The sequence below is a fragment of the Simiduia litorea genome, from assembly GCF_042853465.1.
In the GTDB taxonomy this organism is placed as follows: Bacteria; Pseudomonadota; Gammaproteobacteria; order Pseudomonadales; family Cellvibrionaceae; genus Simiduia; species Simiduia litorea.
The window spans coordinates 3,485,668-3,508,164 of record NZ_AP031497.1 but is presented as its reverse complement, the minus strand read 5'-3'; the positions used below and the strand labels follow the sequence as shown (position 1 = coordinate 3,508,164).

The 22,497-nt window shown below is 50.1% G+C and carries 18 protein-coding genes; 6 read left to right on the top strand and 12 right to left on the bottom strand.

The genetic code is table 11. From position 1 onward, the window contains the following. Positions 1 to 19: 19 nt before the first annotated feature. Together ACGHTT_RS15550 and prmA are read right to left on the bottom strand one after the other, a co-directional pair. The gene (locus ACGHTT_RS15550; protein WP_390591822.1) at positions 20 to 1,477 is read right to left on the bottom strand and encodes a zinc-ribbon and DUF3426 domain-containing protein; all 1,458 of its coding nucleotides are present in this window, start codon (positions 1,475 to 1,477) and stop codon (positions 20 to 22) included. Positions 1,478 to 1,645: 168 nt separating this feature from the next. After that, positions 1,646 to 2,524, bottom strand: coding sequence for a 50S ribosomal protein L11 methyltransferase (gene prmA, locus ACGHTT_RS15545; RefSeq protein WP_390591821.1), 879 nt, complete (start codon positions 2,522 to 2,524; stop codon positions 1,646 to 1,648). A gap of 170 nt (positions 2,525 to 2,694) precedes the next feature. Here prmA and ACGHTT_RS15540 point away from each other — a divergent pair, with 170 nt between their 5' ends. After that, complete coding sequence (locus tag ACGHTT_RS15540; protein ID WP_390591820.1) at positions 2,695 to 3,726, top strand: LacI family DNA-binding transcriptional regulator; 1,032 nt, start codon at positions 2,695 to 2,697, stop codon at positions 3,724 to 3,726. Positions 3,727 to 3,750: 24 nt separating this feature from the next. Here ACGHTT_RS15540 and ACGHTT_RS15535 read toward each other — a convergent pair whose 3' ends face one another. The 5 genes from ACGHTT_RS15535 to ACGHTT_RS15515 all read right to left on the bottom strand — a co-directional run bounded on the left by ACGHTT_RS15535 (position 3,751) and on the right by ACGHTT_RS15515 (position 9,987). After that, complete coding sequence (locus tag ACGHTT_RS15535) at positions 3,751 to 4,215, bottom strand: DUF6265 family protein (protein ID WP_390591817.1); 465 nt, start codon at positions 4,213 to 4,215, stop codon at positions 3,751 to 3,753. 74 nt (positions 4,216 to 4,289) lie between these two features. Next, positions 4,290 to 5,018, bottom strand: coding sequence for a suppressor of fused domain protein (locus ACGHTT_RS15530; protein WP_390591815.1), 729 nt, complete (start codon positions 5,016 to 5,018; stop codon positions 4,290 to 4,292). Between the two features lie 1,074 nt (positions 5,019 to 6,092). Continuing rightward, on the bottom strand, positions 6,093 to 6,317 hold the full coding sequence (locus ACGHTT_RS15525) for a hypothetical protein (protein ID WP_390591814.1): 225 nt from the start codon (positions 6,315 to 6,317) through the stop codon (positions 6,093 to 6,095). A gap of 855 nt (positions 6,318 to 7,172) precedes the next feature. Further along, entirely contained in the window at positions 7,173 to 9,494 is a 2,322-nt protein-coding gene (locus ACGHTT_RS15520; RefSeq protein WP_390591813.1) for a TonB-dependent receptor, read from the bottom strand. Positions 9,495 to 9,672: 178 nt separating this feature from the next. Next, positions 9,673 to 9,987 carry a hypothetical protein gene (locus tag ACGHTT_RS15515; protein ID WP_390591812.1) on the bottom strand — a complete coding sequence of 105 codons (315 nt, stop codon included), beginning with the start codon at positions 9,985 to 9,987 and terminating at the stop codon, positions 9,673 to 9,675. A 364-nt stretch (positions 9,988 to 10,351) separates the two neighbouring features. On the opposite strand from ACGHTT_RS15515, the gene ACGHTT_RS15510 reads away from it, so the two are divergent. After that, positions 10,352 to 12,346, top strand: a complete 1,995-nt coding sequence (locus tag ACGHTT_RS15510; protein WP_390591811.1) for an alpha amylase C-terminal domain-containing protein — start codon at positions 10,352 to 10,354, stop codon at positions 12,344 to 12,346. Positions 12,347 to 12,433: 87 nt separating this feature from the next. Here the strand turns inward: ACGHTT_RS15510 and ACGHTT_RS15505 are convergent, their stop codons facing one another. Continuing rightward, the gene (locus ACGHTT_RS15505; RefSeq protein ID WP_390591810.1) at positions 12,434 to 12,934 is read right to left on the bottom strand and encodes a flavin reductase family protein; all 501 of its coding nucleotides are present in this window, start codon (positions 12,932 to 12,934) and stop codon (positions 12,434 to 12,436) included. A gap of 142 nt (positions 12,935 to 13,076) precedes the next feature. Next, positions 13,077 to 13,661, bottom strand: coding sequence for a UbiX family flavin prenyltransferase (locus ACGHTT_RS15500; protein WP_390591809.1), 585 nt, complete (start codon positions 13,659 to 13,661; stop codon positions 13,077 to 13,079). A 144-nt stretch (positions 13,662 to 13,805) separates the two neighbouring features. On the opposite strand from ACGHTT_RS15500, the gene ACGHTT_RS15495 reads away from it, so the two are divergent. Continuing rightward, positions 13,806 to 14,354, top strand: a complete 549-nt coding sequence (locus tag ACGHTT_RS15495) for a type IV pilin protein (protein ID WP_390591808.1) — start codon at positions 13,806 to 13,808, stop codon at positions 14,352 to 14,354. A 1-nt stretch (position 14,355) separates the two neighbouring features. Here the strand turns inward: ACGHTT_RS15495 and ACGHTT_RS15490 are convergent, their stop codons facing one another. Further along, positions 14,356 to 16,287 (bottom strand): putative bifunctional diguanylate cyclase/phosphodiesterase, encoded by a 1,932-nt coding sequence (locus ACGHTT_RS15490; protein ID WP_390591806.1) that lies wholly within the window; start codon positions 16,285 to 16,287, stop codon positions 14,356 to 14,358. A 102-nt stretch (positions 16,288 to 16,389) separates the two neighbouring features. Further along, entirely contained in the window at positions 16,390 to 18,186 is a 1,797-nt protein-coding gene (locus ACGHTT_RS15485; RefSeq protein ID WP_390591805.1) for a DUF885 domain-containing protein, read from the bottom strand. 499 nt (positions 18,187 to 18,685) lie between these two features. On the opposite strand from ACGHTT_RS15485, the gene ACGHTT_RS15480 reads away from it, so the two are divergent. Next, positions 18,686 to 19,267, top strand: coding sequence for a superoxide dismutase (locus ACGHTT_RS15480; protein ID WP_390591804.1), 582 nt, complete (start codon positions 18,686 to 18,688; stop codon positions 19,265 to 19,267). Between the two features lie 126 nt (positions 19,268 to 19,393). Beyond that, positions 19,394 to 20,155: a hypothetical protein gene (locus ACGHTT_RS15475; RefSeq protein WP_390591803.1), complete on the top strand. Its 762-nt coding sequence runs from the start codon at positions 19,394 to 19,396 to the stop codon at positions 20,153 to 20,155. A 38-nt stretch (positions 20,156 to 20,193) separates the two neighbouring features. On the opposite strand, the gene ACGHTT_RS15470 is transcribed toward ACGHTT_RS15475, so the two are convergent. Further along, the gene (locus ACGHTT_RS15470; RefSeq protein ID WP_390591802.1) at positions 20,194 to 20,415 is read right to left on the bottom strand and encodes a Lar family restriction alleviation protein; all 222 of its coding nucleotides are present in this window, start codon (positions 20,413 to 20,415) and stop codon (positions 20,194 to 20,196) included. Positions 20,416 to 20,833: 418 nt separating this feature from the next. Between ACGHTT_RS15470 and ACGHTT_RS15465 the strand changes: the two genes are divergently transcribed. Beyond that, positions 20,834 to 22,354 (top strand): fumarate hydratase, encoded by a 1,521-nt coding sequence (locus ACGHTT_RS15465; RefSeq protein ID WP_390595067.1) that lies wholly within the window; start codon positions 20,834 to 20,836, stop codon positions 22,352 to 22,354. Positions 22,355 to 22,497: the final 143 nt, after the last annotated feature.

Here is a 22,497-nt window from a genome sequence, read left to right as displayed (position 1 = left end):
GGCCGCCATGACAATTTAATTACTGGGCGATATGGGCGGAATAATTCACCGCATCTTTGCCTGGGTCGAGAATTTCGAGGGCAATGTGCACCGGTTGGTTGCTCGGCATGATGGTTTGTCCTGCCATTTCGCCAGCTAAATATTCGCGCGCCACAAACCGCCTGCTGGCCACTAGGTTGCCTTGCAGGTCGCTAAACTGGATGACGAGAGGCGGGAAGGGCTGTTCAAACGACGCTTTGTTAAGCAGCACAGCGTCGATTAACAAAGCGTCGTTCATGCGCGGGTGTGAGCGTACCACGAGGTTTGATGCCATCACCTTGCCGGGCTCTGAGAGCGGTGGCAGGGTGCAGCCTAACAGCGGGCAGATATTTTGGTAGTAAGGCCGTGTGCTGGCATGGCGGCCCCAGTCATCGAGGTTGTAGTGGGCGATCTGCCATATGAAGCCATATAGCGCCAATACTGATAGGCCGCCCCAGAGCAAGCGCTTGGGCCAAGGCGAGCCCTCGATGTGAAAGCCGAACTCTAACGGCTCGGGTTCGATACTGCGTATGATGGCGCGCTTTTCTGGGTCGTAACTGCGAATGGCGGGATCATCGTCGATCTCCTCCATCTCGGTAAACATTGGCTTGGGCCGGCTTTCGTCCTCTTCGAGGGTGAACAGGGTGCGCGCTGAATTCTTGCTCTTGCTGGGCTCCGGCTCTGGTTCTGGTTCCGGGTCGAATTTTGGTTGCTGGCCGGTGGTGCGGAAAGTGTCGCCGAGAGCGTCTTCAATGTCCTCGTCGGTCAGTGCAGAAAAGGTACCGGTTGTGGCTCTAGAGTATTGTTCTTGTGCGGGCTTGCGCTTTTCTTCTTCGCGGCTCTCATCTTCAGAGGCTTCTAGTATGCTTAGCGCCCAAGATTCATCTGTGTTATCGGCTTCCTCCTCCTCTTCGTGACCCTTGATCTCTCGGTCGAATAAGGTGCGCTCTGGCTGGTGCTTGGCGCGGCTGGGTTCATAGACGTCAAAAAAGTTTTCCGATAGCTCGCCGGTGCGGTCTTTATCTTGCTCTTCAAATAAATCGTCGTGAATCAGCTGGCTATCATCCCACTCGGCTTCTTCATCAATGGCCTTTTGATTGAACTTAAGCCCGTCAGTTTTATTTGCTGGTTTGCTATCCGCGGCAGTTTTAGCGACTGCAGGGGCTGGCTTTTTCGCTGGACTGGTTGCCTTTGCCGCCGATGGCTTGGCCGTGGTGGCAGCTTTCGGCGCCGCTGCGGCTGGCTTGGTGCTCGCCGTGGCTTTTGCTGCAGGCGCACTTTTAGCTGGCGCTACTTTGGCAGCAGGCTTGGCGGCGACCTGGCTCACGATATGATCGTTGGCGCGGAAAATTTGTAGGCAAGAGCCGCAGCGAACCGCACCTTTAGCACGATCCAGTTGTGCCTGGGTGATGCGGAATGACGTGCTGCACTTGGGGCAGCGGGTCACAAATTGGGTCATGAGCGTCGTAGTCCTTACGGCATCTTGAGCCTAACGAAAGGCTGTCATTCTAAAGAGTTGGGTGGCGCATGATTCTTGATCACCGCGGTCACTCGCCGGCGGCTAGGCCGCGAAGTGCAGAGTTTAGTCTTTGTGAACCATAAGGTAAATCGCGCCAAGCACCTTAGTCTATCTAACTTTGCGCCCAGTTAAGCGAACCCATTCCTCCTTTTGTGCGACTGGGTCGAAATCGAAGGCCGGATAGGCGCTCATAACGGCGTCGGCTTGGCTGGCGAGGATACCCGATAAACACAATAACCCGTTCGCTCGCACTTGGCTTGTCAGCAGTGGCGCTAGGTCAACCAGGGGGCCGGCTAGAATGTTGGCAAGCATGATGTCGACGCTTTGCTGGGGGGCATCCTTGGGTAAAAACACCGGCATGGCGTCGGCGGCCAAGCCATTGCGGCTGGCATTGTCGCGGGTGGCCAGTAGGGCCTGCGGGTCGATATCCACACCAATAACGCGCTTCGCGCCGAGTAATAATGCGGCTATGCCCAAAATGCCTGAACCGCAGCCAAAGTCCACGAGGGAGGTTTGATCGAGAGTTTGTCGATCTAACCATTGCAAGCACAGAAACGTGGTGGGGTGGGTGCCGGTGCCGAAGGCGAGCCCAGGGTCTAGCATAAGGTTTACCGCGCTGGCCTCTGGCGGCTCCTTCCAGCTCGGACAAATCCACAGGCGGTCGCCACAGCAAATGGGCTGAAAGCTCGCCATCCATTCGCGTTCCCAGTCTTTATCCTCCAGTTGTTCCCACTTGAGGTTCAGGGGCTCTTGGGGTAATTGTGCGAGCAACTCGAGGCTCACAGCTTGGGTGTTGATATCGGCATCAAATAAACCGGTGATTCGGGTGGCATCCCAAAGCGGTGTTTCACCTAGCGCTGGCTCTAAAATCGGTTGGTCGGCATCGTCTTGCAGGGTGACGGATGCTGCGCCGACGTCCATGAGTGCATCCTCTATGGCAGAGGCTTGGGCGCGGTTAGAGTGAATAATGAGTTGGAGCCAAGGCATGAGCGTATCTCTATATGGGCTACTAAATGGGAATGCTAAGTCGAATGAGAATGTTAACAGGGCGCTATTATAACCTGACCCTTGGCATTGCGGCTGGCTTTCTATAACCTGCATCAAAGCCGCTGAGATGGCTTGTGTCTAATGATAATTAAAACGAGCAAAGAACCGTCATGAAAGATAGCAGGCCCACGTCGTTGGATATCGCCTACCGAGCCGGCGTATCCCAGTCTACGGTATCGCGCGCGCTGCGTGATAGCCCCTTAGTGAGCTTAGAAACCCGCGAGAAAATTAAAGCGATTGCGCGCGAGCTTAATTACAAAGTGGATAAAGCGGCGAGTAATTTGCGGGCAAAATCGAGCCGCACCTTGGCGTTACTGATTCGCGAAGACCCCACTACCGACGAATCCCATATCAATCCTTTTTTCTTGTCGATGCTGGGCTCTATAACCCGCGCTACGGCGGTGCGTGGTTACGACCTACTCGTAACGTTTCAGCAGCAAAGTGAAGACTGGCATAGAGATTTCGAAGACTCTCACCGCGCCGATGGATTAATTCTGTTGGGTTACGGTGTATACGATAGTTATGTCGAGCGATTAAAAAGCTTGCAAGAAGACGGCGCGCATTTTATTTGCTGGGGCGCAGTGCACAATGATCAACCCGGTTGCTCAATCGGGTGTAACAATGAAGAGGGTGGCTATTTAGCCGGCCAGCACTTGGTGGGCTTGGGGCGCAAGCGCATCGCTTTTTTTGGCGATGTGTCAGCGAACAGCCCAGAATTTAGCGCCCGCTACCGAGGCTTTTGCCGCGCCTTAACAGAGGCTAATATTGTTCACGCACCAGAGCTGTTAATCGCGGCGGAAACTATTGAGACGTTTGGGTTTGAGGCCGTGCAGCGTTTACAAGCTGATAACATACCTTTCGACGCCATTTTCGCCGCCTCGGACTTAATTGCCATTGGCGCCTTGCGCGCGTTGCAAAAGGCTGGCGTTAAAGTGGGGAGTGATGTCTCCGTGGTGGGCTTCGACGATATTCAGTCGGCCGCCTATATCACGCCATCGCTGACGACGGTGCGCCAAGATACGAATGTGGCGGGTGAAATGTTGGTTGAGAATCTACTCAGTATCGTCGCCGGTGAAGATGTAGCATCGACATTGTTGCAGCCAAAATTAATTATTCGCGAGTCGTGCGGATCAAACGTTTAAGTGAACTTGATGCGACGCGCGAGGTTAACGTGGCGTGTCGACTTTTCGGGTGAAATGGACGCTAAAGCTTTTGCTCTCAGCATCGCTAACGTACGCCGCTAATTGATTCTCACCCTCGCGCTTGTATTCAATTCGTTTAGGAAAGTCGTGCGCGAGGTTTTCAAAGCGCACAGAATTGACCGTGCAGCTCACGAGACCGAAAGCGACAGGTAGCGCATTGTGGTTCACCTTGGCAATGAGATATAAAACGCCAGACATTTCTGCGATTATTAAGGACTCCTCGCTTTTAAGTTGCCCAAGGCTAAATGTTTTGCCAACCCCTTCATAGGTGGCGCCACCTGCGTACAGCCAAGTTTCCGTGCTTGTGCGATCGCCATTTTTCGCAACCCATTCACCCAATAGCCAATCTATGGATGTTAGGCTGTTGCAATGTTGGGCCCACGATGGGCTAGTGAGACATAGCAGTATGGTTAGTAGTGTGATTCTCAATGTTGACTCCTCGCAGGTTCACAGCGTGTGGCTACAAATTGTTTGCGCTGTTAGTTAAATAATACCTAAGTTAATTAGAACAAACCGAAGCGTTTTTTGGCGACGTTTTTTCTATCAATGCGTATTAAGTCATCTATACCGTGCCGATCAAATTTGTCCAGTAGGAGATCTGAGCCCTTGCTTAATTTTAGGTTCATCTCCTCATTATAGAGTGGGACGATGCTAAAGAACTCGATGACTTTGTCCTTGTTAATATCGAGGCTATAGAACTGCTCTGGCACGTGAACAGATGGAAGGATGATGGCGCCTGAGAGCTGAGTGTTGCCTGCATAAGGCTCTGCTGGGTCGCCGTTTGGAATGGTATGCCCCCATGCTAACCAAGTGTCATATTTGTGAGGAAAGCGCGCCAAAAACTTTAGCTGCCGAACGGGCCAGTACCAGACTTCATCCTTGAACGATGCGTCGTCTATTTGCCAATGCTCTGGTAGGGTGACCATCAATTCCATGTAACGCGTTGCGTTAACCTCTGAAGGTACATTCATGGCTAGGTCGCTCATGCCAGAGGTGACTAAGGTGTGAAAGGGGCGTTCGTTGGTTGGTTTAACGTGGTGTACGTCTATATGCACAGTATCCGATATCAACTCGTGAAATACCGAGCTAACCTTGCCAATGTGGCGCTCTATATGATCCGAAATTTCTTCAATACACTCTTCGCCAGTAGCCGCCTCCCACTCCTTCTCGCCATCGGTATAACGGAATATCGGGGCGCCTGACATTGATACGAGGTTATCTTTCTTTCTCATGGTGTGGTTTCGGTATTTGTTATTTTTCGGTCGTTGCGCTCGAAGCTTGGGTTGTCAATACATGAGCTAACGTTTACTGAAGTAGGTTCGGTATTAGAGGTTGCCATTAAATTAAATGTCGTTGGTGCTGGATGAACGGTCTACGGACTTATTAAAAAAATTAAAATTATTTTATAGGTGTAAGATTATAATGGACCTTTGTGTCTGTTATTGCATAGATATTGGGTTTTTTCATAGAAAATTTTTTCGCCTGAATAGGATTTTCGAATGTCGGAATAATTTTTTACTAGTTGTTTGTTTCTGTAGTGTTGTATGTTCTCTGAGATGCGTTAATCGGTCGTGGAATGCATCAAAGTTTTGTGTGTTTTAGAATGTCAGTGACATCTGTATTTCTACACGCCTTATCCTTGACGCTTCAGGTGTTGTTATAGTCTGGCACCAAAAAAAGGAGTAATAAAATACAATATAAGGGCTGACCAAGCGGTAGCTGAAATTATTGTTTTGTACAAGTATTCATTTTGCCTTCTGTCGTAATGGTCAATTATTGTCAAGCTGAAACTGATAATACCCAATAAGGAAGACAGTAACGGAATGAGAGTATCCCACCCTTCAAATATAAAATTTACATGGCATTTTCCATGCCTCGTGCAACCTATTGGAACAACATATTTTCCAAGTAGGAGCCCGTATATATTTGCAATAACGAGAAATCCAGTTAGTGCAAACAAAACAACCCTTGTCTTTAACGGAATTATATTAGGTTGGAATGTAGACGGGTCTATACTCCACTTAATATCGTGTTCACATTTCTTGCATTTGGCCACTTCTTTTTCATCAGAGAAAATTCTGTTTGTATGGCCGCAATTATTGCATAACACTTTAAGCCGCCAATCCAAAGGTTCTTTACATGCTTGACATCGATATGATTTAAACGCGGATATAAAAGTGTTTTCCTCCTGACAATTATCGCAAGCTACCTTTCTCAATCCCGCCTCTAGGTGATTTGCATGGCGTCGGTGGAAAGGGCGAGTGTTAGTGAGTTCACTAGATATAGCCGCGTCTTGGCCACCCTTTTTAGAGTTTTTCATCTGAGCTCAGTTTTAGAGTGCCATCAAGCGACATAGGAATACCAATAAACCCAAAGACTAATGCCATAATCAAGTATTGGAAATGATCGAACGAATCATTTAGGTGCTGTAAATGAAAATCTCTAAAGAATTCAGCTAATGAAAGCACGCAAGCCAGACTTAGGAAGATACCTATAGTTGTTGGTAGAAACTTTTTATAAATTTCAATCATCAATATTCTCCCAGAATTCATTGTCAGTATCGAATACAAAATAAAATCTATTCATTGTTGTCGAGCAGAGTGCCACCAATATAAGGAATACATAGAACCCGAGCATGGGAGATTTTTTCACGTTGTAGCTCTTACGGTGATAATCAATGACTTTATACCGCAATATAATACGGCTTTTATCCATTGATCAACTCAAACAATATTTAAGATCGCAGTGACAGCATAAAACGAAGTATTTAGCTCAAATAGTTTTGGCTCGCGGGGCTTGGCACTTAACTCGCTAGCAATTCATCCGGCCACTTCACAAGCCACAGGGACGTGGCGCGAGCGACTCAGTGCACGACAGCACTGATGGAGCGGTGAAGTGGCTGGGTGAATTGCCTGGCACCCCAAGTCTAAGTTTCACGCTTAACCTCGCGGGTTTCTAGTTTCAGCTGTTAGATTATTGCTTAGATATTTGAGTGAAGTAGTGGAATTGAGCGGCAGTTTCGTGTGATCTGGTGTATTGAATTGTATCGGAGTGAAATCTGGTAGCCAGAACGCCGGTTATATATCGGGGTGAGGTGGTGGATTCGGGCATACCTTCCTGCGGCTTTGTGTTTTGAATCGTATCCAAGTGGTATCAGGCAGCCAGACCGCCGGTTAAACATTTGGGTGTGGCAGTGGATTAGGGGCGCACCTTCCTGCGGCATGCGGGCTTCCGACGTCCTGTCGCCCAGGTGTACCTACATCCTGTAGGCAAAAAACCCTCGCTTTTTAGGGCGAGGGTTGAAGGGTTCTACTGCAGCAATGCGTAGAAACACCAAGCGGTTCGAAGAGGAACCCGCTTGATGACTGGGGGCTAATTAGCCGCGATTAGTAGCGGTAGTTAGCTTGGATAGCGATGGTGCGTGGGCGCTCTACGAAACCGTAATAAGCCGGTGTGCCAAAGGTAGTCGAGAGTGGTGCCGTGTTGGCGTACGTCAGTGTGTCTTTATCGGTTAAGTTTTTGCCGACAAGTGCTAACGTCCAGCTCTCTGCTTCAAGGGCAATACGACCGTTAACCTTGGTGCCGGGGGTGTAGTTCCAGCGTGGATCTAGGTTGGGGTGAATATACTGTTGGCCCTGGTAAGTGAGATCCAAGGTTGAGTGCAGGGTTAATTCACCGAAGTCGTAGTTGTGATCAAGCGAGGTGGAGCCGCTCCACTTTGGCGTGTACTGCGATGGCTTACCGGTGTAATCACAAATAATGCCTGCTGGGTCGTTAGTGGGTTGGTCGTGGTAGCAGTTTCCGGTTTCGAAATCTTTGTATTCGAAGTCGAGGTAACCAACCGCAGCGGTCCACACTAGACCGTAGGGCAGAGCAATACGACCATCAATTTCAACACCTTGTACGTCGGCTTGTTTAGCATTGCCAACCACAAAGCCGAGTTTGCCATCAAACTGTGAAGTTTGTAGATCTTCATAGCTGGTGAAGAAAATAGCGGCGTTAATTTCTGCAGCATCGTCTAGGAAGCGCGTTTTGGTACCCACCTCATAGGTGGTGGCTTTCTCGCGATCGAATTCGAACGATGTCACCTGATTGGCGCGGGTGTCGAAGCCGCCGGATTTAAAACCGGTAGATGCGCTCGCGTACATCATCACGTCGTCATTCATGTTGTATTGGATGTTGACCGATGGGGTGAACGCGGACTCGTCGCGATCGCCCGCTAAGTTGTGACCTGGAGCAGCTGGATTAAGCGTTTTGTAGGCTTCGGTGTCTACGTTAAACGCCCCTTTAACGACGGCGCCGGCGATGGGGTTGGGGTTGTTTGACGCTGTCGTGAGAATATCCATTACACGACTGCCGTCTTTCTGCTCTTCCGTGTAGCGACCGCCAAGGGTTAAAGCCCAATCGGCGTTAATGTTCCAAGTGGCTTGGGCAAAAATAGCGGCTGCTTCTGAACTTTGCTCGTAGTTGCGTACGACGTGAGTGCCGCGAATTAAAGCGAGCTGACCGGTCGGATCTACGGCTGGGTGGCCAAGCAGGCTGGTGTTAGAGAAGTAGGTGTTCTCGTCATACTGCATGTCGTTGTTTTGATAAAAAACACCGGCAATCCAATCCACCGTTTCGCCGCCTGGGCTAACTAAACGAAACTCTTGGCTAAGCTGGTTGTATTTTTCGCCTGACTCGATATTGAAAACATCGCCGCCGGTGAAATCACAGTCGCAGTTTTCGTCAAACTTATAGCGCACAGAACCGGTTACTGAGGTCAGGGTTGCGAAGCCAAAATTGTAATTGGCTGTTAGCGTGAGGTTGTCGATCGTATTGTCCGAAAATTCCGGGCTGTCTGATTGGCGCTCATAGTCTTGGCTGCCATCCAGTAGCGCTGGGTTTTGCGATAACGTGGCTAAAACTTGACTGTAAACCGCACCGCCGGCGCCAGGTAGCTCTTGAACTATCTCAATTTGACGGCCTTTTACGTCAAACGTGTCGTGCTCCGCTTTCAAAGAAATATCAAAGTTTTCAGAGGCATCCCAGTCGATAGTGCCGCGAATGGCGGTCTCGTCGCGCTGCGGTTCATCGCGGTTTTGTAAGGTGTTTTCGATGTAGCCATCGTCACTGAAACCACGTACGGCTAGGCGTGCACGGACGGTGTCGCTCAGCGGGCCAGAGGCTACGAGATTTACTTCCCGTTGATTGAAGGTCGGCTCATACAAAATGCCCGCTTTTAGTTCCAGCTCGTCGGTTGGCTTGGCGGTGCTCATATTAATGGCGCCAGCAATGGAGTTTTTACCGAACAAGATACCCTGCGGGCCACGTAAAACTTCGATACGCTCTAAGTCCATGAAGGGGGCGCGACTTAGCTGTGAGCGACCGTAGTAAATACCATCAACATAGGTTCCTACCGACTGCTCGAACGCTTGGTTGATGCCTGAACCGATGCCGCGGATAAAAATTTGGGTACCGATACCTGTTTCACTCATAGACAGGTTGGGCACGTAGGAGGTTACATCCTCCATTTTTGTCAGGTTGCCTTCGGCCAGCTTATCGCCACCGATGGCATTAATAGAAACAGGTACGTCCTGCAAGCTTTGTGGGCGCTTCTGCGCGGTAACCACAACCTCCTCGAGTACTTGTGCGTAACCCGTGGTGCTTGATAGTGCCAGAGCCGTTAGGGCGGCTACCAATGGCTTCTTGATTAAAGCATTGTTCATCTCTCTCTCCTGAGTTCGCTAAGCGTTGTTATGTTTTTTAATGGCGGCGGGCGGTTTTTACCCAGCTTGCCGGCGCAGACTATAGCGGAGGCTGAGGTCGGCAACTATTCGTCGGGCGACAGGCTGCTATTCCCAAAGCGACATGGGTGGTTAGGCGGGTGCTGGATGTCTTCGCGCGTTACAGCAGTGTCAGGGTGGCAGTGGCTGCCAAGGCGCCGAGCACTAAGATAATGATGGTGTTGCGAATCCGATGATCTTGTGTCGGTGGCGGTGCGGGTTGCTCAACTTTTGCTCTGAGCTTGTGGGCACTGGTGGCTAATTGTTTCGATTTCTCAAGTTTGGCTTGGGTGATTTTTAGCGCTTCAATTTCGCGCTCTAAGAAAGGCTGTTTGGCTTGGTCGCAATCGGCCAGCTGAGATTCGCATTGGGCTAGCGTTTCCTGTAAGCGGGCGAGCTGGGCATCAATGTTGGCGACGACGGTTTCAAATGACACGCATGTTCCTCTTTCTTGGTGCTGATCTGAGTATAACGAATAGGGCGAAGGCTACACCATTAAATGGGGGCAAATCTGCCAAACAATGCAGGGTTTGGTTTAATACCGGTGGATAAAGTCGCGAAGGGCTGCGGGCAGTCATCACGAACTTGCATACGTATTCAGTCGTAGATTGCCGTTGCATACGTATGTAGCTGCTTGTGGTTGACGCCGAACCTTGGCTTAAATTGTCGAGATTGTCGGGCGATGATAACCACATTCTTCTACACGATTTTTGTTGCTGTGCCTTCTCGCCAACCGTGCTTCGGCTGCCGGTTGAGAGCCAAGTACCCTAAAAAATAAACATAATCACAGGGTAAAGAACATGAAATTAAGCAAACGTTGTCTCACGGCGGCGTCGCTCGGCCTTGCGTTGGGTTGCGCCTCCTTGTCGGCTAGCGCCGGTACCGCCTTCGTACATTTATTTGAATGGAAATGGAATGACATAGCCACGGAGTGCGAGGTAAACCTTGGCCCCAAAGGTTTCGATGCTGTTCAAATTTCCCCGCCGCACGAACATACCGCAGGCCCCTTCTGGTGGACTCGCTACCAACCTGTGTCATTTACCAATTTAACCAGCCGCAGCGGTACCGAAGCGGAATTACAAAGCATGATTAATCGCTGTCATGCCGCTGGCGTAAAAATCTATGCTGATGTGGTGATGAATAACTGGGCAGCCTATCAAGGTCACGGCAACATCGCGTCCGGTGGCGACAGCTGGAGCCCGCGCAACTATCCCGATTTGAGCAGTCAAGATTTCCACAATGATTGCACCATTTCCAATTATGGTGATGCCAATAACGTCTGGGATTGTGGTTTGTATGGCATGCCGGATTTACACACTGGGCGCAGTTATTCGCAAGATTACGCGGCCAACTATTTGAAAAAGTTAACCGCCATGGGCGTTGATGGTTTCCGAATCGATGCCGCTAAACATATTCGTCCAAGTGAGCTGGATACCGTGATGGCGAAGGCCAATAGACCCTGGTCATTCTTGGAGGTAATTGGCGCCTCGGGTGAGGCGGTACAACCCACGCAATACACATACATCGCGCCGGTTACCGAGTTTGGTTACGGCACTGCCGTGGCGGGAAATTTTAATGGCCAAATTAAAAATTTAAAAAACTTAGGCACGTCCTGGGGTTTGTTGCCATCGGATAAGGCTGTGGTGTTTATCGATAACCACGATCGTGAGCGCGGTCATGGTGGTGGCGGTAATTTAACCTACAAAGATGGTGCTAAATATAATTTAGCCAACGTCTATATGCTCGCCTTTCCCTACGGCTATCCGAAAGTGATGTCGGGCTACCAATTTACCGACACGGATGCCGGCCCACCAGCGGGTAATACCAATTGTGATAACAGCCAGTGGGTGTGTCAGCATCGCTGGACAAATATTGCCAACATGGTGGGCTTCCGCAATTTCACCGTGGGTGCTTGGAGTGTGAATAATTGGTGGGATAACGGCAACAACCAAATTGCTTTTGGCCGCGGCGATAAGGGTTTTGTGGTTATCAATAATGAATCGGGCGCGTTGCAGCAGACCTTGCAAACCGGCATGCCAGCGGGTACTTACTGCAATGTGTTAGCCGGTGCTGCTGAATGCAGTGGCGCGATGATTACGGTGGCGTCTAATGGCATGGCGACCTTTAATGTTGCTGGTAATTCGGCTGCCGCCATTCATGGTGGCGCAAAGGGAACCGGCTGTACAACCAATTGCCCATTGGCGAAAGTATTTCCGCAACTGAATGTGCGCGGTACGTTTAATGGCTGGGCAACGAAGGCCATGACATTAGTTGCCAACAATACCTGGGAGACGACTATGACGCTCAGTGGTGGCAGCACTCAGCGTTTAAAACTTGATGTTTACGGCGATTGGAGTGAGAACTACGGCGACACCAACAGCGATGGCATCTTGGAACGCACCGGTGCAGACATTTATAACGCCGGCGTCGGTGACTATAAACTCACCGTTAACGACAAAACCTTGGCTTACAGCTTGGTTAAAGTGGGTCAGTGCACGACCTGTTACACCAGTGTTCTACCAACCTTATCTTTCCGAGGTACGCCCAATAGTTGGTCTACGAGTGCCATGACATTGGTGGCAAACAATACTTGGGAGCTCTCAGTAAATTTCGACGGGCAAAGTAATCAGCGCTTTAAGTTTGATGTTAAAGGCGACTGGAGCCAGAACTATGGCGATAACAATGCGGATTTTGTACTCGAGCAGACGGGTGCTGATATTTTCACCAACGTAATTGGTACTTATAAGGTGAGAGTGAATGATCAGTCGATGACTTACTCGCTAACCGCGCAATAACGGCTAAACAGCATAAAAAAGCCGCTGCTATCGCAGCGGCTTTTTTATGTTTGGTGGGTTGAACGCTAATGAATGATCGCGCGGTATTTATGTCGCTAACTGGCGGTACTGGCCGGCGTGGAATATCAGCGGCTTACCGTCTCTGAGATCAAAACTGAGTACGCGGCCGACCATAATGATGTGATCGCCACCCTCGTATTTGTGCTCCAGCTGACATTCATAACAGGCCATGCACTCGTCGAGCTTTGGACTATCGAGCAGGCCTGAGCTAATCGGTAGTTGGGCGAATTTGTCCTCTGGGCTGGGGCGGCCGAATAAATCGGATAAAGCCTGCTGATTTTCGTTTAGCACATGAATGGCAAAATGATCGGTTTCGGCAAAGACATCGAAGCAATTTGCGGTTTTCGCGATACTCCACAGAACCAGTGGTGGGTCGAGGGAGACACTGTTGAAGCTGCTGGCGGTCATGCCCACGGGGTTGCCCTGCTTATCGCGCGTGGTAATGATGGTCACACCGGTAGGAAAGGCGCCGAGCGCATTGCGAAAGGCCAAGGTGTCGAAGGCCAAAGGCTCGGGTGACTTGCTCATAGTTGTATCTCGATTGTCTCGATGGCTGATGCGCCGCCGTTTAGGCGGATGAGTAGGGTCGGTATTGTACCTTTAATTTGCGGTTGTTGTGCCCTTGTCCAACCCGTTCCCATTGTTAACCAGATCTGCTCATAAAATGGGCTTATTCCGTCTCGAGTTGGCCGCCGTGCCAGCGCACCAGGCCGGAAACTTCGATATCAAACAGATCCAGCACCCTGGCCAAACTGTGATCAATCATTTGCTCGAGGGACGTGGGCTTGGCGTAAAACGCCGGCAAGGGAGGGGCGATGATGGCGCCCATTTCCGACAGCGCCGTCATGGTGCGTAGATGCCCGGTATGAAAGGGCGTTTCGCGCACCATTAGCACCAATTTACGGCGCTCTTTCAACACCACATCGGCGGCGCGCGCGAGTAAACCAGAAGTGATGCCAGTGGCTATCTCGCCCATGGTTTTGATCGAGCAGGGCGCCACAATCATGCCTTCGGTTTTATAGCTGCCGCTGGCAATAGTAGCGCCGATATTCTTCTGTGCGTGTACCACATTCGCCAGCGCTTTCACGTCATCGGGCTTAATATCGGTTTCGTAATGCAGTGTCAATTCGGCGGCTTTACTCATCACCAGGTGCGATTCAACATCGGTGGCTTTGAGTAATTCGAGTAAGCGGGCGCCGTAAATTACGCCAGAGGCGCCGGTAATGCCGACAATCAGCCTGCGTGGGTGAGACATAGGTAAGCTCAATTCTCGTTAGGTTCAATAGTGATACGCCGTAAGGTGACCGGCTCGACAGTGGCGTAATCTGTTGCCTACTGTTGGTATTCTATTGGCAGAATAACCTAGAATACGAGGCAATGTTAATGCGGAGTGGCGAGTTTGCCGAAGCAACGTTTTTTGCAGCGTGGTTTTACCTTGGTTGAATTGGTGGCCGTGGTGGTCATCTTGGGTGTGATTGCGGCTCTCGCTGTTCCTCGGTTCGTTAATTTATCTGAAGAGGCGCAGTTGGCGCAGGTGGCGGCTGTGCTGGGTGCGCTGCGCTCGGGGCAGCAGCAAGTGATGGCGCAATATCGGGTGCAGGGTTCGCCCGGCGACGGAGTGGCTGGCAATCGAACCGTCATGGTTGACGGCATCCCGGTTCGATTTAACGCCGGTCAGATTCGCACCACACTAAATTCTAATCACGTACCCACGGTGCCGCAAAACAGAAATGCCGCCTACACCCGTTTGTTCTTTTTGTTTTTGCGCACCGCACCCGCTGAAATAGTGTCACGCAATGGGACCGACAGCGGCTGGGCCATGTTGGGCAATAATGCCAGCTGTGCCGCGGGCGCTAATCCTCGGCGTTGCTGGGAGTACCGAAGCGGGGGCGCTAGGGTGGCTCGAATTACTTATTTTCCGTCTACTGGAATATTTTTGCAGGATTGATTTAGTGGTTACTTTCCGTCGCGCCGGAGGTTGATGTATCGGCTGAGCATTTGCTTAGGTTTTGTTGCAGCTGTTGCGTGAAGGCTTCGGCATCCAGAGGCTTGGACCAATAGTAGCCTTGGCCTAAGTCGCAGCCTAGCGCCTTCAATTTTGCCATGATTTTAGCGTCCTCTATGCCTTCGGCAACGGTTGTTAAACCCAAGCTTTTAGCGAAATTGATAATGGCGATGGTGATATTTAAATCTTGTTCAGAATTGAGTATTTTACGCACGAAAGATTGATCGATTTTCAGTGACTCAATGTCAAACTTACTCAGGTAGCTTAAGTTCGAATACCCAGTGCCAAAGTCGTCGATGGAAAAGCTAATACCGTGTGCGCGCAGTTTATCGACTTGAGTACGCACGTTCTCAGCATCCCCCAGCAATAGACTTTCGGTTAATTCTAATTCGAGATAGTGGCCATCTAGACCAGATTTTCTAAGCGCTTTCTTAACCTCGCGCTCCAAATTACCTCGACTGAACTGCACAGATGATAGATTGACGGCGATGTCGAGTGAATCGAAACCTTGATCGTGCCAAATGCGGCACTGAGTACAAGCTTCTTGCAATACCCATTTGCCGATGTCGATGATTAAGCCTGTCTCCTCGGCAAGATCCATAAAAATGCCGGGTGCAAGTAAGCCCTTTTCCGGGTGCTGCCAGCGCAATAGTGCCTCGGCACCTATCCACTTACCTGACGCTAACGAAATTTTTGGTTGATAATGCAATCTAAATTCTCGGCGTTTAATGGCAGAGCGCAAGCCAGTGATTAATTCAAACCGCTCTTTACTTAAGGTATTCATTTGATCGTTGAAAAAACGGCACAAGTTTTTACCGTCTGCCTTGGCTTGGTACATGGCAATGTCGGCGTTTTTACAATAGGCATCAAAACTATCGCCGTCCTGAGGCGCCAATACGATGCCGATCGAGGCCGATGTATCGATAAAATGCTGCTCAAGCTGTAGGGGTTTGGAAAGCGTTCTTAACAGCTTGGTGCTAATGCGCTCGGCCTGAGTTGCGTCCTGTAAATCAGTGAGTATGACGATGAATTCATCGCCACCGAATCTGCAAGCCGTATCTGATGCGCGAATGCTGTCGGTGATTCGATCGGCAATCGTTTTTAACACGGCGTCGCCGATAGAATGGCCGAGCGAGTCGTTGATGGTCTTAAAATTGTCGAGGTCGATAAACAGTAACGCGCAGAGCCCACCGCGCCTTTGCTGAGTATGCAGGGCTAAAGCAAATCGGTTTTCACACAGGGCGCGGTTGGGCAGCCCGGTGAGGCTGTCGTATTGGGCAAGGTAGGAAGCTTTGGCTTCGGATACTCGAAATTTTTCGTTTTCGCGCTCCAATCTTTTTAGTGCGTTGCGCAAGTCAAGCGCTTGAAATCTGACAGTAAAACCGATAACGATGAGGATAATGAGTGCATCGGTAATATTGGTCCAGTTGATTGTAAATTGCTTAAATTCTTTCCATTGATAAATATCTGTCGCGCCAACAAAGATGATGCTGAAAATGAGAAAGCTAAAGAGTGAGATGAAAAGTCGGGTATTGCCAAATAACGCCGCGAAAATGAGGATGGCTGGGTAGGCTAGCAGGGCGGGATCGCGAAGCCCTGAATTAATCACTATTGAGCCGGTTAAACTGAGGGATAGGGTCCAAAGTAAGATGGACGCAGCTTGATCTACCTTGTTATTTTTGAGGTCTCTCAGGCCCCAAATCAGTAGGATTTCTGCCAGCGAAAGAATTAACACAGTGGTTAGGTCCGCAGAAATTTTCCAGTTGGCGATAATGGCAACACCGAGGCCGACAAGCGTGATCCAATAGACCTGCGTCAAGCGCTGTGCTCGAAAGCGCGCTAACTCGCTAACAGGAGGTTTATGGCCGGTAGTCATAGTGTTTTTAGGTGTGTCTGCCGATGTATTCAGCATAGCAGCCAGAAATGAAAAACGCCGAGCTAGGCTCGGCGTTTGGTGTCGCGAAATATCTCGGGTGAATTAGGATTTACTTTGTGCAATCCATTGGTTGACCCTTTCTTCCAGCACGTTCAATGGTACTGGGCCGGAGGTGAGAACGAGATCGTGATATTGACGAATATCGAACTTTTCGCCCATCTCGGCTTTGGCCTTCTCGCGCAGCTCTAAAATTTTGATCATGCCAATTTTGTAGGCTGTGGCCTGAGAGGGCATAACGATATAGCGTTCAATGGCCTTGACGCTGTCAGCTTTGGCATTGGGCGTGTTGGTGACGAGGTAGTCGATGGCTTGCTCGCGAGTCCACTTTTTGTTGTGAATCCCCGTGTCCACCACGAGGCGACAGGCGCGCCACAACTCCATGGCTAAACGGCCGAAGTCGGAATAGGGATCGGCATAGAGGCCCATTTCTTTCGGTAGGTACTCGGTGTACAAACCCCAACCTTCAGAGTAGGCGGTGTAGTGACCGAACTTTCTGAATTTGGGAACATTTTCCAGCTCGGTGGCAATGGCCAGTTGCATGTGGTGACCGGGAATACCTTCGTGATAAGCCAGTGCCTCCATTTGGTAGGTCGGCATAGATTTCATGTCGTAGAGGTTGGCGTAGTAAATCCCAGGGCGCGCGCCATTCGGTGCTGGACGCTGGTAAAAGGCTTTGCCTGCTGATTTTTCTCGGAAGGCTTCAACCGCTTTCACGTCTAGATCGGCTTTTGGCTTAGTGATGAAAAGCTCATCTAAGCGGCTTTTCATGTTGTTGATCAACGCCGTCGCTTCATTTAAATAACGCTGCTTACCTTCATCGGTGGTTGGGTAATAGAATTGGTCGTCGTCGCGCATGAAGACAAAGAAATCTTGCAGGCTGCCTTCAAATTTAACCTGCTTCATAATTGCGCGCATTTCGTCGTGAATGCGTGCAACTTCCTTCAGGCCAATGTCGTGAATCTGCTCGGCGGTGAGATCGGTTGTGGTGGTTTTTGCCAGTGACGCATTGTAAAAACTATCGCCCTTGGGAAATTTCCATGCGCCGTCGCGGGCGTCAGCTTTTTTCTCGAGCTTTTTCAGGAAGCTAACAAGCCCAGTGTAGGCGGGCTTCAGGCTTTGTTTCAGCGCTTTTTCGCCCTTGCTAATGAGCTGGTTTTTTTCTTTCTCATCTATATCGAGGGCATTAACTTTTTTACGGAAATCGGCCATCAGGGGGCTGTCTTCAGTTTTATCAAAGGGCGCGCCTTTAATAATGTTTTCGCTATCGCTGATGACGTAAGGGAAAACAAATTTAGGGGCTATGATGCCGGCTTTGGCTCGCTCTTCTAGATTGGCGATCAACTGCTTCATCATTTTGGGCACGCCATTGAGGCGACCGATATAGGCCTCTGCATCGCTAACGTTATCAACGCGGTGTTGGTTGATCAGAAACGACGGCACCATCGAGTGGGTGCCAAACATTTGGTTGACGGGGTAGTTATGTAAGCGCCATTGCTCAAAGGCAATGTCTTGTTTTAGCTGTTCTTCGAGCAGGCGATAGCTGAGTGCATTGTCGGGTGAGAGCTTACTGCTATCGATAGCTTGCAGGCGTGCGAGCTGTTGTTTGGTGAGCGCAAAGCCTTCTTTTTCGAATTTGGGTGAGAGGTCGTCCCATTGATCATAGTTGGTTTTCATGCCTAGGTAGGTTTGAAACACAGGGCTGCGATCTAGGCCTTCGTTAAAAACAGTTTCAAACAGCGTTTCTGCTTTTTCGTCTTCGTTGGCGAGCGCAAGCTGTGCTGACATGGCCAACACTAGGCCTAGGCTGGCACTGGCGAGTCGTTTAAAGGTGGGCTTCATAAAGACCTCTTGTGAGTGGTTTTGGATAATCGGGCAGTATACGGGCTGGGCTGAGTGCCGGGCGGCAAACCCGTTCAGCTGAGTTTAGCGCGAGATAAGGCGAGCAATTGGTGCCCCTGTGGCTATTGACAGGGGCATGATGGATTGTCCTCGATGTGGGACAATTTTGCTGCAATCCTCGATTTTAACGTTTGCTCGAGTGTGTTTATCCAGTTTTTTTACCAATTACGTGAGGGTATCCTATTTCCCTGTGCTATTGGTTATTGTTCGATCGCCGCGTTGCTGCCGCAGGCTGTTTTGCCGAGACTATCGTGTTTATCCTGCGTCTAACCCTTCTTATTTAGGCGCGCAAGCCGTAAAATAGCCGCCGATTCCGACATTGTTAGGTTCGGATGGTCATATAGCACTGCATTTGTAGAGTTATAGGCCAAAGCAAGCTTTCTACCGGAGATTACTCCGTTAACCCGCAAGCTAAGCAAGATATTTAAGGTGGATAAACATGGCTATTGAACTGCCCGCGCTTCCCTACGCAATGGATGCCCTTGCGCCACACATCTCTAAAGAAACCTTAGAGTTCCATTATGGCAAGCATCATAAAACTTATGTGGATAAGCTGAATGGCTTGATCCCTGGTACCGAGTTTGAAGGTAAAACCTTAGAGGAGATCGTTAAGGCGTCTTCTGGTGGCGTTTTTAACAATGCTGCGCAAATTTGGAACCATACCTTTTACTGGAACTGCTTGAGCCCCAAGGGTGGCGGTGCAGCTTCGGGCAAAGTAGCTGCCGCAATCGATAGCGCTTTTGGTTCCTTCGATAAGTTCAAAGAGGCCTTCACAACCTCAGCTATCAACAACTTCGGTTCCTCTTGGACCTGGTTGGTAAAAAAGGCCGATGGCTCTTTGGCAATTGTAAACACCAGCAATGCGGCAACACCACTCACCGACGCAGGCGTAACACCCTTGCTGACTGTGGATTTGTGGGAGCATGCCTATTACATCGATTACCGCAATGCGCGTCCTACTTACATGAACGCCTTCTGGTCGTTGGTGAATTGGGAGTTTGTGAACGCTAACTTCGCGTAAGCTAATCACAATCTTGTGTGAAAGATGCCGGGTTTTGCCCGGCATTCTTTTGTGTAGTGCTTATTCCTGATATAACGTCAGCTTGTTTTTATAAAGAGGCAGGCAGCTAAAAGACTGTCGAACACTATGACCGAACGCAAAGAACCTACACTAGGTAACCACGCCGAGGCTCCAGAGAGAGACGCGCGGCCCACGAGGCCTACGCGGCCAGCCAGTTCCTCTGCCGCATCTGCGCCACCTCGGCCAAGCCCGGCGATTCGCGCGGCGCAAGCCCAAGATAAATCCGGTTCAGGGTTGACGCTATTTGCCTTGATCGTTGCGATCGCAGCCCTCGGCGGCAGTGGCTTTGTTGCTTGGCAGGCGCAACAGTTGGACGCGCAGAATGTACATTTGCGCAGTATGTTAGATGCCCGTATCGCAGAGCTCGAAGGTAAATTGACCATGACCGAAGGCGAGGCTATGGAATCATCGGCGGCCTTTAAAGCCAAGCTGGTTTGGGCCGATTCCGAAATTCGCAAACTCTGGGGCGTGGCATACGATACCAACCGCAAGAATATCGAAGAAAACAAAAACGCCATTGAGGCGCTGTCTAAAAAGTTGGATAAGTCTAATGCCAGCTTGCTAGCCGATGTTAAAAAGCAACTGGGTAGTGTGGATGGTAAGTTTTTGGCCGCACAGGCGACGGTTGATGAGCAGGTGAGCCGAATTCAGTCACAGATGGATAAGTTGGCGGGCCTCGAAAAACAGTTTGGCACCTTGCGCAATGATTTATCGAACCGGATTAAAGTCAATGAAGAGGCGGTGAAGGCGATAGACGTTTATCGCCTCTCGATTAACCGAGATCTTCGCCAGTTGCAGGATAAGGTCAATAACCTGCAACCGAAATAATTCAAAGCCCTCATTCGAGGGCTTTTTTTTGCTTATACCTAGCCCATCATCGCTAATTCGCGACCTCTATTACGCAGTGCATCAACCTGTTGCAGGCTTTTAGCGACTAAGTTCCATTGCGCTGCCGCCTCATCGGCTTGGCGTTGGCTTGGCCCGCACGCGCCGCATTGTTGGCAGCAAACGGCGTGGGTCACTAAGTGGTGCACAAAATGTAATTGTGGGCTGTGGCAATAAGGGCAGGGCGCTAGCGCTGTTGCCATGATTTACTCCAGATAGCTTGGTGGTTGGTGTGTGACGATGTTTCGGGGGAGGCGGTGACGGCCGAGGCAAAGTCGGAGGCGGTTGACGTCTGGTTTGTACTGGGCGCCATTAAGGCGCAAAACCAAAGGTCATTGGATTAGGCCTTTGTGACGGCTTAACTTCTAACGCCTCGTGCGAAAGCGTTAGAAACACGTTTTTCATGGAATTATTCTCGTTAAACGCTAAAGCGAGTCTAGCCCTATATTTAGTGATTGAAAAGTGTCTAAGGCACTAAATGCGGATTTTTTAGGGGATATGCGCAAAGCTTCTCCTGTATTTTGTGGTTTGGCGTACGTTTTAATGCGCGCTAAGTTTTATCCAGCTCCGCTGCTTGGTGTAGAATTGCGGGTTACTACCCAGCCCAATGACGAGACCAAGATCATGACCGTGATTCGCCAGGATGATTTGATTGAAAGCGTTGCCGATGCGTTGCAATTTATCTCTTACTACCACCCCAAAGATTTTATCGAGGCAGTGCATCAGGCCTACCTGCGCGAGCAAAGTAAGGCGGCAAAAGACGCTATGGCGCAGATCTTAATCAATTCTCGCATGTGTGCCATGGGCAAACGCCCCATTTGCCAAGACACCGGCATCGTCTCCGTGTTTGTTACTGTCGGTATGGATGTACAGTGGCAGGGTGATATGGGCCTAGAGGATATGATTAACGAAGGTGTGCGTCGCGCCTATAAACTGCCGGACAATGTGTTGCGTGCCTCTGTCTTAGCCGATCCCGATGGCGCCCGAAAAAATACCGGCGACAACACACCCGCGATGATCACTTACAAAATTGTGCCCGGTAATACCGTTGATGTGCACGTGGCGGCGAAAGGCGGCGGCAGTGAAGCGAAAACAAAATTTGCCATGCTCAATCCGTCAGACTCTGTGGTGGATTGGGTGCTTAACGTGGTGCCGCAAATGGGTGCGGGTTGGTGCCCGCCGGGCATGCTCGGTATCGGCATTGGCGGTACGGCGGACAAAGCTATGCAAATGGCCAAAGAATCACTGCTAGACCCAATTGATATTCACGAGCTACAAGCCAAAGGTGCGAGCAATCGCAGTGAAGAATTGCGCTTGGAATTATTCGAAAAAGTAAATCGCCTAGGGATTGGTGCCCAAGGTTTAGGTGGTTTAACCACAGTGCTCGATGTAAAAGTAAAAGACTGTCCAACTCACGCGGCCAACAAACCTATTGCAATCATTCCCAACTGCGCGGCCACGCGTCATGCACATTTTGTCTTGGATGGCTCGGGCCCAGCGCTGCAAACACCACCGTCGTTAGAAGACTGGCCTGAAATAACCTGGGAGGTAGGCGATAGCGTAAGGCGCGTTGATTTAAATACGGTAACCAAAGAAGACGTGCAAAGTTGGCAGCCCGGCGAAACGGTTTTGTTGTCTGGAAAAATGTTAACCGGCCGCGACGCCGCACATAAAAAAATGGTGGACTTGTTAGCTAAAGACGAGCCATTACCTGTCTCCATGCAAGGCCGCTTTATTTATTATGTGGGTCCAGTTGATCCTGTGCGCGACGAAGCTGTAGGTCCTGCCGGCCCAACCACGGCCACGCGTATGGATAAGTTCACTCGCACTATGCTTGAGCAAACAGGTTTGTTAGGCATGATCGGCAAAGCCGAGCGTGGCCCCATCGCCATTGATGCTATTCGCGACAACAAGGCTGTGTATTTAATGGCCGTAGGCGGCGCTGCTTACTTGGTGTCGCAAGCCATTAAATCGTCAAAAGTACTGGGCTTTCCCGAGCTTGGCATGGAGGCAATTTACGAGTTTGATGTAAAAGATATGCCGGTCACGGTCGCAGTGGATTCGAAAGGTGAATCGGTGCATCAAACTGGGCCTAAATTTTGGCAGGCGAAAATTGAAGAGGGCATTATTGAAGTGCAATAACGGCCGTATTCATGAGATTAAAGGTCGCTTCGGCGGCCTTTTTTTATCGCGGTTAAAAATATTCTTTCAGTGATCGGTTGATATTTTTAGCTACGGCGTCGCGCTTCATCCAGCGAAACTCAGTTTTTGTTGTGTAAAAGCTT